This window comes from Zavarzinella formosa DSM 19928 (assembly GCF_000255705.1).
Taxonomy (GTDB): Bacteria; Planctomycetota; Planctomycetia; order Gemmatales; family Gemmataceae; genus Zavarzinella; species Zavarzinella formosa.
This window is the reverse complement of record NZ_JH636446.1, coordinates 230,315-243,427: the sequence shown is the minus strand read 5'-3', so window position 1 is coordinate 243,427 and position 13,113 is coordinate 230,315. Positions and strand designations below refer to the sequence as shown.

At 59.5% G+C, this 13,113-nt stretch carries 10 protein-coding genes; 9 read left to right on the top strand and 1 reads right to left on the bottom strand.

The features are described 5' to 3' along the window. Positions 1 to 28 precede the first annotated feature (28 nt). The 8 genes from cobA to BGIM_RS54035 all read left to right on the top strand — a co-directional run bounded on the left by cobA (position 29) and on the right by BGIM_RS54035 (position 11,317). Positions 29 to 661, top strand: coding sequence for a uroporphyrinogen-III C-methyltransferase (gene cobA / locus BGIM_RS54045; protein WP_084760293.1), 633 nt, complete (start codon positions 29 to 31; stop codon positions 659 to 661). After that, on the top strand, positions 658 to 3,093 hold the full coding sequence (nirB, locus tag BGIM_RS0135485; RefSeq protein WP_020474410.1) for a nitrite reductase large subunit NirB: 2,436 nt from the start codon (positions 658 to 660) through the stop codon (positions 3,091 to 3,093). The genes cobA and nirB overlap by 4 nt, the downstream gene beginning before the upstream one ends. A gap of 68 nt (positions 3,094 to 3,161) precedes the next feature. Next, a complete protein-coding gene (locus BGIM_RS0135480) occupies positions 3,162 to 3,503 on the top strand; it encodes a Rieske (2Fe-2S) protein (protein ID WP_020474409.1) in 342 nt (113 codons plus the stop codon). Between the two features lie 30 nt (positions 3,504 to 3,533). After that, on the top strand, positions 3,534 to 5,666 hold the full coding sequence (locus tag BGIM_RS0135475) for a molybdopterin oxidoreductase family protein (RefSeq protein ID WP_238537783.1): 2,133 nt from the start codon (positions 3,534 to 3,536) through the stop codon (positions 5,664 to 5,666). Then, complete coding sequence (locus BGIM_RS0135470; protein ID WP_020474407.1) at positions 5,663 to 7,099, top strand: FAD-dependent oxidoreductase; 1,437 nt, start codon at positions 5,663 to 5,665, stop codon at positions 7,097 to 7,099. Before BGIM_RS0135475 ends, BGIM_RS0135470 begins: the two co-directional genes overlap by 4 nt. A gap of 44 nt (positions 7,100 to 7,143) precedes the next feature. Next, positions 7,144 to 8,424, top strand: a complete 1,281-nt coding sequence (locus tag BGIM_RS0135465; protein WP_020474406.1) for a nitrate/nitrite transporter — start codon at positions 7,144 to 7,146, stop codon at positions 8,422 to 8,424. 109 nt (positions 8,425 to 8,533) lie between these two features. Further along, positions 8,534 to 10,759 (top strand): protein kinase domain-containing protein, encoded by a 2,226-nt coding sequence (locus BGIM_RS54040; protein WP_020474405.1) that lies wholly within the window; start codon positions 8,534 to 8,536, stop codon positions 10,757 to 10,759. Positions 10,760 to 10,804: 45 nt separating this feature from the next. Beyond that, entirely contained in the window at positions 10,805 to 11,317 is a 513-nt protein-coding gene (locus BGIM_RS54035; protein WP_202947361.1) for a helix-turn-helix domain-containing protein, read from the top strand. 93 nt (positions 11,318 to 11,410) lie between these two features. On the opposite strand, the gene BGIM_RS0135450 is transcribed toward BGIM_RS54035, so the two are convergent. Beyond that, positions 11,411 to 11,833, bottom strand: coding sequence for a hypothetical protein (locus BGIM_RS0135450; RefSeq protein WP_029631280.1), 423 nt, complete (start codon positions 11,831 to 11,833; stop codon positions 11,411 to 11,413). Positions 11,834 to 12,278: 445 nt separating this feature from the next. Between BGIM_RS0135450 and BGIM_RS0135445 the strand changes: the two genes are divergently transcribed. Further along, positions 12,279 to 13,106 carry a hypothetical protein gene (locus BGIM_RS0135445; RefSeq protein ID WP_020474404.1) on the top strand — a complete coding sequence of 276 codons (828 nt, stop codon included), beginning with the start codon at positions 12,279 to 12,281 and terminating at the stop codon, positions 13,104 to 13,106. Positions 13,107 to 13,113 lie beyond the last annotated feature (7 nt).

Below are 13,113 nucleotides of genomic sequence, written 5' to 3'. Positions count from 1 at the left end.
GGGAGCTTATCGGCATCCCCCACGTTGAATAACGGAATGGCCCTGGATCATCCATGTCGGCAAACGGGGCTATTGCGTTGGTTCCACCCGGCAGGAAACGATCCATGAACTGTTGGCGGAACAAGCCCGCCTGGGCCGCTCGGTTTGCCGGTTGAAGTGCGGCGACCCGTGCGTGTTTGGCCGGGGCGGCGAAGAAGCTCAAGCTCTCGCGGCCGCCGAGATCCCCTTTGAGATTGTCCCCGGAGTGACCTCGGCTCTGGGGGCGTGTGCCGCCGCCGGGATTCCGCTGACTCACCGCGACGTGGGGCCGATGGTCGCCTTGGTGACCGGGCATCACGACCCGGACTCGGCCAATTCCCCGCTGGATTGGCCGACTTTGGCGAAAATCCCGGTGGTGGTCTTCTACATGGGGGTTCGACATTGGGCGAGAATCCTCGAACGCCTGCGTGAAGCCGGGATGCCGGAAGAAACACCGGTGGCGTTCATCGAATCCGGGTCGTTGCCCCGGCAAGAAGTGATTATCGGAACGGTCGGCGAAATCAGTCTGTTTCCCGGTCATGCCCCGGCGATTCTCGTCGTGGGTGACGTTGTCAACTATCGCGAACAATTTTCTCAGTGGCTGCGAACCTCGGAATTTCCGCTTGAAGGGGTGTTGGCATGAGTCACCGGACGATCAAAAAACCACGCTTGGTCATCATTGGCAACGGAATGGCTGGCGCCCGGTTGATCGAAGATGTGCTGGCCGCCAATCCGTATCTGTTTGAGATCGTCGTCTTCGGCGACGAACCATACGGAAATTACAATCGCATCCTGCTGTCGAACGTCTTGAACGGATCGCAAGATCCCAAGGAAATCTTCCTGAATCCGCTGGCTTGGTATGCCGAGAACGGCGTCACCTTGCACGCTGGGAAACGCATCAGCCGAATCGACCGCGAGGCCAAGTGCGTCCACAGCGACGATCTGACCGTCTCTTACGATTATCTGGTGATTGCCACGGGATCGAAGCCTTTCGTGCCGCCGATCCCCGGAACATCGTTGGATGGGGTCTTTGTCTTCCGAACCCTCGATGACTGCCAGAAAATCGCGGAATATGCCAGCGGATGCCGCTCGGCCGTCGTGATCGGCGGGGGCTTGCTCGGGCTGGAAGCGGCCAAGGGGCTGATGACTCATGATGTCGCCGTCACGGTGGTCGAAATGGCCCCGTGGCTGATGAGTGTTCAGTTGGATGAAGTCGGCGGCCGCGTTCTCGGAGACACGATCGCTCAAATGGGGATCGCCGCCAAGACGGGGGCCTCCACCAAGGAATTTATCGGTGATGCGCGAGTCAAAGGCGTCCGCTTCGCGGATGGCTCGGAACTGTCGGCCGACATGGTCGTCATCTCCGCCGGCATCCGGCCGAACATCGATCTGGCCAAGGAAGCGGGCATCACCTGTGAACGAGCCATCGTCGTTGACGATCAACTTCGCACCAATGACCCGGCCATTTTCAGCGTCGGGGAATGCGTTCAACATCGCGGCATGATCTATGGCTTGGTCGCCCCCTTGTGGGAACAGACCAAAACCCTTGCCAGCATCCTAACCGGGAAAAACCCGGAAGCCGCTTATCTTGGCTCGAAGATCGCCACCAAGTTGAAAGTGATGGGTGTCGAACTGGCGAGCATGGGGCGAATCGCCGATTTGCGGCCGACGGACGAAGTGGTTCAATTCTCCGAACCGTCCCGGAATGTCTATTGGAAAGCGATCATCCGCGATTCCAAGATCAATGCGGCCTGCTTGCTCGGCGATCTCACCCCGGCCGATGATCTGATGCGGATGTTCCAGTCAGGGGCCGCAGCGCCGGAACGCCGCATGGAACTCTTTTTCGGCGGCCGCACCGACGCGAAGGAAACATCCCTCGCCGATCTGCCGGACTGCCATCAAGTGTGTGATTGCAACGGCGTCACCAAGGGCAAAATCGTCGAGGCGATCAACGCCGGCAAATGCACAGTCCCCGGCGTCGGCAAAGCCACGCGGGCGGGAACCGGCTGCGGTTCGTGCAAGAAGATGGTCAAAGGATTGATCGAAGCCGTGGCCGGGGGAGTGAAGGCCGACCCGAGCGAGTCGTGGTATGTGCCGGCCGTGCCAATGGACAAGGTCACCCTGATGGCCGAGGTCAAACGACGGAAGCTCAAGAGTGTGTCGGCCGTGTTGCGGGAGCTTGGAACCAGTGTTGATGAAAAGAGCAAAAACGGTTTGGCCTCCCTGCTGAAAGGGACTTGGGGAACCGAATACATCGACGAACGCGACGCCCGGTTTATCAATGACCGCGTTCATGCCAACATTCAAAACGACGGCACATTCAGCGTGATCCCCCGGATGTACGGCGGGGTGACGACAGCCGATGATCTCATCCGAATCGGGGAAGTGGCCAAGAAATATGAGGTCCGCATGGTGAAAGTCACCGGCGGACAACGGATCGATCTTCTTGGCATCACGAAAGAAGACTTGCCGAAAGTCTGGGCCGATTTGGGAATGCCCAGCGGCTATGCCTACACCAAGGCCCTGCGGACAGTGAAAACGTGCGTCGGCAGCGAGTTTTGCCGATACGGCACCAACGACAGCACCGCTCTCGGGATTGCCTTGGAGAAGCGATATCAAGGGTTCGAGTTCCCGGCAAAAGTCAAGCTGGGTGTCAGCGGTTGTCCACGAAACTGTGCCGAATCGACGGTGAAAGACGTCGGCATTGTCGCCACCGAAGGAGGCGATTGGGAAATCTCCGTCGGCGGGGCGGCCGGCGCCCACGTCCGCAAATCGGATGTGTTGTGCCGGGTGAAAACCCAAGCCGAGGCGATTCAAATCATCGGCCGGTTTCTGATTTATTACCGGGACAATGCCAAGTGGCTGGAGCGGACATACGATTTCGTCCCGCGGATCGGATTGGAAAAGCTCAAGGAAATTTTGGTTGACGATTCGCTGGGCCTTGGCGTGCAACTCGATGCCGAAGTGGAAAAGACGGCGGCCGCCTACGTTGATCCGTGGCTTGAACGCCATCAGCCCGTCTATGCGGGCCAATTTGAACCGGTGCGGCGCATCGATTTGCCTGTTCTTTCTTAAAGCCGGCCCGACCTCATTAACACCATTCACCGACGGCAACACCCGTCGGCCAGAGGAGACTCCGTGCCATGAGTTTGACCATTGAACGTCCGACACCCTATGTGCCGGTTTGCGATCTCGACGCCCTGCCCGTTGGCTTGGGCCGGGCGTTTGAGATCGCCGGCCACGAGGTGGCCATTTTCCGGAATCGCGAGGGGAAAGTCTTCGCGTCCGTCAATCAGTGCCCGCACAAACAAGGGCCGCTTGCCGACGGGATGCTGGCCGGCGACCAGATTGTGTGTCCGTTTCATGCCTTCCGGTTCCACTCCGACACCGGCGAATGCGACCAGCAGGGCGTTTGCGAGGTCGAGATTTTCCCCGTGGAAATCCGGGGCAACCAAGTGCGGATTGCCCTGCCCGTCAACCCATAAGCAATCATTGATACGATCAGGATCGCCAACGTGTCCATTCCCCTGCCCCTGCACGAACCATCGCCAGGCGCCAAAACGCACTGTCCCTACTGTGCGTTTCAGTGCGGCACGGTGATTTCGGGCATGCCGCAAGCGAATGTCACGATCACCGGGGATTCTGATTTCCCCGTGAATCGCGGCCGGTTGTGCATCAAGGGGTGGACGGCCTCGGTGTTGTTAAATCATTCCGAACGCCTGACCCAACCGCTTGTTCGCGGAACAGACGGACGCCTTTCGCCAGCCACATGGGAATCGGCGTTGGATTTGATCGTCCGCCGGTTTCAAGAAACTCAGGCGTCTCATGGCCGGGAGGCCGTCGGCGTCTTTGGCTCCGGGGCATTGACCAACGAGAAGGCTTATTGGCTCGGGAAATTTGCCCGCGTGGTCTTGCGGACGCCGCACATTGATTACAACGGCCGCTATTGCATGTCGAGCGCCGCCGCCGCCGGGAACCGGGCTTTTGGGATTGATCGCGGCTTGCCGTTTCCGGTGAGCGACATTGTCCAAGCCCGCACGTTGATGATTATCGGGTCGAACCCTTTTGAAACGCTCCCCCCGATTTCGCAATGGTTTGAACAGCAACAAGCCAGCGGCGGCACGCTAATCGTCGTCGATCCCCGGCGCACGCCAACGGCCGAGTCCGCCCAGATTTATCTGCCGATCACTCCGGGTTCGGACTTGGCTCTGGCGAATGGCCTGCTCTATCTCGCCCTCGAAGAACGATTGTTGGATGAACAGTTCATCCGAACGCGAACCACCGGGTTTGACGCCGTTCGCCGGACGGTGTTGGCGTATCACCCAGCCGAGACGGAACGCCGCACCGGGATCTCCGAATCCATGCTTCGGCAGACGGTCCGGCTCTTGGCCAAACAGGGGCCAAGCATGATTCTCACCGGTCGCGGCCCCGAACAACAAAGCAAGGGCGTTGACACCGTTCTGGGATTCATCAACCTGGCTTTGGCGTTGGGCCAGGTCGGCCAACCCGGTTCCGGCTATGGCTGCCTGACGGGGCAAGGCAATGGTCAGGGGGGACGGGAACACGGCCAAAAGGCCGATCAATTGCCGGGTTATCGCCTCATTGAAGTTGATGCCCATCGTGAGCATGTCGCCCGTGTCTGGGGGGTGGAACCAAGTTCGCTGCCCCGCAAAGGCCGGAGCGCGTCTGAGTTGCTTGATTCGCTTGGCCAGCCAGACGGCATCAATGCCCTCATGGTGATGGGGTCAAACGTCGCCGTGGCTTCGCCGGATGCGTCACGGATCGCAAAACGTCTGGACTCGCTCGATTTCCTTGTGGTTTGTGATGCCTTCCTCAACGAGACATCCGCGTTCGCGGATGTGGTCCTGCCGGTGTCGCAATGGGCCGAGGAAGAGGGAACCATGACCAATCTCGAAGGCCGGGTTATCCACCGGCGGCCGGCCCAGTCGCCGCCAGGGGAAGTACGAAGCGATTTGGAAGTCATCGTCGGTTTGGCATCTCGCTTCGGTTTCGGCAGGCAGTTTCCATCGGCCCAACCGCGTGACATCTTTGAAGAATTTCGCCGGGCCACATCGGGCGGTCTCGCGGATTATGCGGGTATCACCTACGACCGAATTGATGAGCAACAGGGAATCTTTTGGCCCTGTCCCGATGAAAACCACCCCGGCACGCCGAGGCTGTTTGCGGATCGTTTTTATCACGCCGACGGGAAGGCGAAATTCCACGTCGTCGAAGACCGGCCGGGAGGCGATGAACCGGACGCGGCGTTTCCCTTGTACTTCACCACCGGGCGTTATCTCGAACATTACAACTCCGGGGCACAAACGCGGCAGGTCGGCGAACTGTCAAAACGCCGCTCCAAGCCGGGATTGCAAATCCACCCCGAACTGGCGCAACACTGGTCCATCGACGACGGTTCGCTGGTGATGATCGAGAGCCGGCGGGGGCGTGTTGAATTCTTTGCCGAACGGCATCCGGGCATCCGGCCGGACACGTTGTTTGCGCCGTTTCATTGGGGCGGTCGCGACGCGGCCAACATCCTCACCCAAGGCGCCCTCGACCCCATTAGCCGAATGCCGGAAATCAAGCTGTCCGCCGTTCGCATTATCGGCGTGCGGCCGCCGGAATCGATGGAGCCACGCACATGAAACGCGAACAACTCGCCATCATCGGCAATGGCATGGCCACCAGTCGTTTGCTTGATGAATTGTTGCGACGGCACGCCTTGAACCATTTCGACATCACCGTCTTCGGGGACGAGGCTTCCCCTTGCTACAACCGCATTTTGCTGAACCGGGTGTTGCTCGGAGGCGAGATCGACGAAATCACGTTGAAGACGCGGGAATGGTTCGCCGAGCATCGCATCCGCCTGATTTCTGGCAAGGAAGTCACCCGGCTATCGGCCGGATCACAGCGATTGTGGACGAACGACGGCCAGGAATATTACTTTGATCGCGCGATCTTCGCCACCGGCAGTTTGCCGCGAATTCCCCTGCTTGAAGGCATGAAACGAAGCACGGGGGAATTGAAACACGGGGTGACTGCTTATCGAACGGTGGCCGATTGCGAGTTGATGCGAAAGACGGCCCGCCCCGGCCGCCCGGCGGTTGTCATCGGCGGCGGGTTATTGGGCCTCGAAGCCGCCAAGGGACTCGCCGACCTTGGCATGAATGTGACGGTGTTGCATCTGTTTGACACCCTGATGAATCGCCAGCTCGATCACTGGGGATCAACCATGTTGCGGCAGGCGGTCGAAAAATTGGGCATCGCCGTTCGTACTTCTGTTGGCACGAAAGCCATCGTGGGCAACACCAAGGTTGAAGCAGTGCAATTGAAGTCGGGCGAACTTCTCCCGGCCGATTTGGTCATCTTCGCCAGTGGCGTGAAACCCCGCATCAATTTGGCCAGCGACTCTGATGTTCCCACAAACGCAGGGATTCTCGTCGACGATCAACTGCGGACTCAACTGCCGAATCTTTATGCGGTCGGCGAATGTGCCGAGCATCGAGGCCAGACCTATGGAACCGTACAACCGGTTTATGAACAGTGTGTTGTTCTGGCCGATGTGCTTTGCGGCAGCAAACCAGACGCAGCCTATCAAGGAACGAAAGTTTACACCCGCTTAAAAGTGGTTGGTTTGGAAGTCGCCAGCATGGGCGAAGTCGAGGCCAAAGAGCAGACTGACGAAGTCATTCAGATTATCGAAGAACAGAAGCAGACCTATCGCAAATTGGTGATTCGGCAAAACCGGTTGCTTGGAGCGGTGCTTGTCGGCGACACCTCGTGTGCCGCCAGTCTCACTCAGCGATTTTCCCGAGGCGATCTGCTCCCGCCGAATCGGCTTGATTTGTTTGCATCCTCCTTCCGTTCCAACGACCAACCCGAAGGGCCTGTTTGCCAGTGCCATCAGGTTCATGCAGCCCAAATCCAACAGGCGATCACGGCCGGTTGCCGCACACTCGTGGAATTGGGTTCTCGCACCGGCGCCGGAACAGGTTGCGGCTCTTGTCGCGGCCGGTTGTCTTCCATGCTGATGAAGTCGAAAACGGCCGATGCGATTTGCCCTATTGGAACGAACTAATTTCACCACCATCAATACGTCTTCCGAATATGGGAGTGTGATCAATGAATGCGGACCAAGACAATGAGCCGACCGGCCCGCGACAACGGGTGTTATGGATTTCGACCATCGCATTCACCCTGCTATTTGCGGTGTGGCTGATGCTCGGAGTTCTCGGCATCAAAATCCGCGAAGAAATGTCGCTGACGCCTTCTCAATTTGAATGGCTGCTATCTGTGGCGATTCTGGCGGGGGCGCTTCCGCGACTTAACTTTGGAATCTGGGCCGATCGTTATGGCGGCCGTCGAATGATGATTTACATGTTATTATTCACCGCCATTCCCACTTTCTTGTTAAGCCGCGCCACCGATTATGTTGAATTGCTAATCTGTGCCGCCGGGTTTGGGCTGGCCGGAAACTCGTTCACCGTGGGAATCGCCTGGAATTCCGCTTGGTTTCCGAATCGTTCAAAAGGGGCCGCCCTTGGCCTTTTCGGGGCCGGGAACGTCGGGGCATCGGTGACCAAGTTGCTGGCTCCGACGCTGCTGGCCGTTCTTCCGGCGGCCGGGATATTCGGCGGCATCATCCCCGGCGGCTGGCGGTGCTTGCCGGTCATCTACTCCGGGCTGTTGATCCTCATGGCCGCCATTGTGTGGCTGGGCACTCCGTCGCCGGATCGTCGCCCCGGTCAGGGCCGGCCGATGGCGGAATTGCTGGCGCCGTTGCGAATTGTGAGAGTCTGGCGATTTAGCTTGTACTATGTGGTGGTGTTTGGGGCCTATGTCGCGCTCGCGGCGTTTCTACCCAAGTATTATGTGGATGTTTACAGTCTGCCCTTGTCAACAGCCGGGTATTTGACGGCCTCGTTCATATTCCCCGCAAGCCTGTTGCGTCCGCTTGGCGGCTGGTTGTCGGATCGTTACGGGCCCCGGCGGGTGACCTATACGGTGTTCAGCTTGTTGGTGATTTGCTTTGTCTTGCTGTCGTTGCCCGCGAATATCCTGCCCCTGAATGCCACGGCATTTTGCTTTGTGATGTTGCTGGTCGGTTGCGGCATGGGAATCGGCAAGGCATCGGTGTTTAAGTATGTGCCCGATTATTTTCCTCGCGATGTCGGCGCCGTCGGCGGGTTGGTGGGGATGCTCGGTGCGTTAGGCGGATTCCTGCTGCCGCCAGCCTTCGGCATGTTGGGGCGTTGGGGCGGCTCGCCGCAGTTTGCGTTCATAGCCCTCTTGTTCCTGACCGTCATCAGTCTGGCGTGGCTGCATGGCGCCGTGAGAGCCATCAAAAACACGGCTAACACGTTGTCCCGGCCAGAGATAATGACCGTGACGGCCAAAGGTTGAAATTGAATTGAAGCGTTTGGAATCAAAGAACGAATTCAACCAAACGAACGGGGCTATATGATATCCGGGCGATCTTTCCCGATGGTCAACACGGATTGTTCGGCCCGACATGGCACTCAATATCAATCAGGCTCCGGCGGAGACGGTCACCCAAGTTTGGGCTGAGGTGGGCGACTGTCTGGAAGCCTTTGCCAAGAAATGGGACACGGACGGCACCCCTCCGCAAATTGGGGATTTCTTGCCCGGCGAGCCGCCCGAAGTACGCCGCATCGTATTGGTTGAAATCATCAAGTTTGACCAACACGAACGCTTTCGACGCGGGCTTTCCCAAACACTCGACCAATATCTTCGAGACTTCCCGGAACTGGGCCTGGGGGACGGGCCGCCGGCCGACTTGATCTTTGAGGACTATCAACTTCAACGAAAAGCTGGCCGGACGGTTGACACGGATGATTACTTTATCCGCTACCCAAAACGGGCCGCCGAACTCGCCCAACTCTTGGGGGTGAGCAGTCCCGCCCGGACGACTTCTGTGATGGCGGCGCGTCCCCCGAAAATCGTCGGCCCTGGCGACCGGCTTGATGATTTTGACTTGCTGGCCCAACTCGGCGAGGGGAGTTTCGCACGGGTGTTTCTCGCCCGGCAGGTGACCATGCAACGATTGGTCGCTCTCAAGGTGTCGGCCAGCCGGGGGGCAGAGGCCGAGACTTTGGCTCAACTCGATCATCCGAACATCGTCCGGGTTTACGATCAGCGATACATTGCCGAACGCGGATTGTTGCTTGTTTACATGCCCTATCTCGCCGGAGGAACACTCCTCGACGTGCTTGAGCGAGTCCGCAAGAAGCCTGTGGCCGAACGATCAGGAAAAACGCTGTTGGAAGCAGTGGATGCCGTCCTGCACCGGCGGGGCGAAGTCCCCCCGGCGGTCTCCGACACTCGACGGGACTGGGCGGCCCGAAACTGGCCGGCAACGGTTTGCCTCCTCGGGGCCAAACTGGCCAACGCCCTTGATTATGCCCACCGGAAAGACGTGCTGCACCGCGACGTGAAACCCGCGAACGTGCTGCTCACCGCCGATGGGGAACCGCTGCTCGCGGACTTTAACATCGGTTGTTGCTCCAAACTGGACGGCGCGGGCCCGGCGTCGTTTTTCGGCGGCAGTCTCGCCTACATGTCGGCCGAGCATCTGGAGGCGTTCAACCCGCAACATCCGCGCAAGGCCGATAGTCTGGACGGCCAAGCCGACGTGTTCGGTTTGGCCGTCACCTTGTGGGAATTGCTCACGGGGGAAAAGCCGTTTCCCCGCGAACGGCTTACCGGAGACTGGTCGAAAACGCTTTCCCTGCTTGTCGAACAACGGCGTCAGGGGCCATCAATCACATTTGCCGCGGCATTCGATGACAACGATGTGCCGGGATTGAGGGATGTCCTGTTGAGTTGTCTCGACCCGGACCCTGCGAATCGGCCCGCTTCGGCGGGAGAGTTGGCTCGGGAACTGGAACTCTGTCTGCAACCGGCCACGCGGAAACTGCTTCGCCCGGAGTCCGCAAGATGGCGGGAAGTGGTGCGACGGCATCCGCTGCTCACGCTCTTGCCGGTGGGGCTGGCCCCCAACGGGTTAGCCGCGTTATTCAACATCAGTTACAACCGGGCCGAAATCATCGATCCTTGGGAAAACGCCCAAGAAGTATTTCAGACGATCATCATGATCGTCAACGGGATTTTCTTCCCGTTGGGAGTGTTGATTTTTGCCCTGTCCGTCCTCAGCGTGATGCGCGGACTCAAGCGGCTTCCCGGCCAGATGAATGCCGCAGAATTAGCCAGAATCCGACTCAAGAGCCTCCGTCTGGGTGTGGTGGCGTCGTACGTTTGCGTGGGATGCTGGGTGACGGCGGGGATCATCTGGCCGTTGACTCTGCGAATCATCGCCGGTCCCCCGCCGCAAGGGGCGGGGGTCTATGTTCACTTCCTGCTTTCACTGTTGATCTGCGGGTTGGTGGCGTCGGCTTATCCCTATTTCCTGATCATGTTTCTGACCGTCCGCGTGATCTATCCGGCTCTGCTGGGCGCGGAAGGCCCGGCCCCGGCGGATGCCCCGGCTCTGCATCGGGTCGAACGTGAACTCAGTTTTTTCCGTGTGGCGGCCGCGTCGATCCCCCTGCTTACCGTGGCCGTCCTCGCCTCGCGCGAGGTGAAACACCCGTTCGCCGTGGCGGCGATGAGCGCCGCCGGGCTGGCCGGCACGCTGGCGGCGTTCATGCTTGAAGGGCGAACAAGGGCCGATCTGGCCGCTTTGCTAGCGGGTCAGTTGCGTTGGCCGTGGCCATCATAATTCGGCTCCGCACATGGGCTTTCTCCAGTGACCCGGAGCCAAGCCATGTCCCGCCGCCGGAAGGATCCGCTTCGTCCGCCGACCGACGACGAACGGCACGAGTTGTTGTCCCTGAGCCGGTCCCGGACCGCCCCCTTGGTCGCGCGGGCTGTCGCCCTGTTGGGGGCTGACCGCGGTCTCGATTACCAACAGGCCGCCCGCGAGGCCGGACGTCGCAGCGGCGACACGGTTTCCCGGCTGGTGTCCCGGTTCAACCACGAAGACTTGGAAGCCCTTGAACCGCGTCAGGGCGGCGGCCAGCCCAAGGCTTATTCCGCCGCGGACCAAAAACGAATCCTGCGGGAAGTTTCCCGAGTCCCGACCCCGGAAAAAGACGGAACGGCCGCGTGGTTGCTGACCTTGCTGCGGGATGCCTTGAGGGCCGCAGCTGACGGCCTGCCGAACGTTTCGACGTTTACCATCTGGCAAGCCCTTCACAACGCGGTTATTCGTTTCAACGCACCCTCGCCTAGCGTCCGACCCGCCGGGCCGTCCGACGCCGGAAGACCGGGCGGGTGACGGTGACCGATCCTGACGCCTCGCCGGAAAAAAACTGATCGAAGACGTCTGCACCCTCGGGGAATCCTTGGGACTTCCGCTCTGGTGCGCCGATCAGGCCGGACCTTTCCCGGCCAGGCCGCACGACGGCGCCAGTTGAGAGCCGGAAGGCGAACCGGCCCGGTTGCCGCATGAATACGTCCGCAACGGCACGGCCAGGGTGATGACGCTATTCCACTTCGCCGTGATGTTTGAAGGCCGGATGCCTGCGGTGACCGGCCGATGACTGCAATTGCCGTTCCCAACTCCCCCGACACAAAAGAAATTACAGGCCCCAAATCTGAATCCAACACAAAGTAAATGCCATGCCCGCAGGCCGTCCTGGGCCATCCGGTTCAGCGACACCACGCCCGCGTGCGTCAGAGTCGCCACCGTCTGCGTCAGCAACTGGCTCAGGAACTCACCGTGGCCTGTCCGAAACCCCGCCAGCGTGCGACAATTGATCTCCAAACCGTCAGCCAGCCAACGATACGCCAATTGGCGTTGAATCAGTTCCTCCAGTCATCGGCTTGAGCTGATCCTCTTGATCGTGGCATGCACCCGAGCGCCGACAGCAGATGCGGATCGAAGACCGGGGTGCCCGCCCGGCTGGGCAGTGCTTCGATCTACCCTGACTACTCTGTCAGGTCAAACCCCTGGCGAATTCCAGGCATCGCAGACCCGATGCTGGGAGACACATTTGGTCGAGAGACTCGATCCGCATCTCGGCTTGATGGCGGCTGGCATGTCGAAGACGACCGGCGGGTTGGGTCAGGGCAAAATTTCCGGGAACAACGGGCGTTCTCCTCAACTTGGCGCGGACCGACGGAGCTTTCACCCTTGACGGACGATTTTTCACAAGCTCTCCGTAACCCGATTATTGACAATATATTGCGGGGAGTGATATACTCTCCCCATCCATCACCCAAGCCGGAAGAGACCTTTGCTCCTTGGCGGATACCCGACCGCCCGGCAACGCCTGGGCCATCTGGGATTTCTTGTTGCCTGTTTCGGCCTGCCCGCGCTGCTCTGGCATCCGTTGGCTTCGCTGGGCATTGTTCCGTGGCCCGTCAGTTCCGCTCCCTTGGGATTGTTGCTGGGCATCGTCGGAGCGGCGATGATCGCCTTTGAGATGCTGATCTGGCCTCGTAAAAAGTTTCGCCGATTCAAACTTGGCAAAACACGCGTCTGGATGCGGTGGCATATCTGGATCGGGCTGGCTGTCGGGCCGGTCGGTGTGATGCACAGCGGCTACCATTGGGGCGGCCCGCTCACCACCGTCTTGATGGTTCTTTTCATCGGAGTGATTGCCAGCGGCATCTGGGGACTGGCCCTGCAACAGGTGTTGCCGCAGGTGCTTTTGAATGAGTTTCCCAATGAAACCATCGAAGGACAGTCGGACGCCGTGATGGCATTTCATCAATCGGAGGCCATCACCATGCGGGACCGGCTTCCGGCCGGTGATCCTGACACGACGTCTTTGCTTGACGTGGATCTGATGAATTATTTGCAGGCCGGGAACAAAAGCCGGTCGCGGTTCATCTCCCAACGGGAGTCCGAGCAACTATTTATCCAACTGGCACGGCAATTTGTCGCCAATCCCGGCGAGATCGCCCGGTTGAAGACGATGTGCGACGACCGCCGCCGATACGACCGACAGGCCCGCATTCATGGCTGGCTGCACAATTGGTTTTGCGTGCATGTCCCCCTTTCCGTGGCTTTGTGCGTGGTTCTTGTGTTTCACATTGTCACCGCCCTGAAATATTGGTGAAGCACTG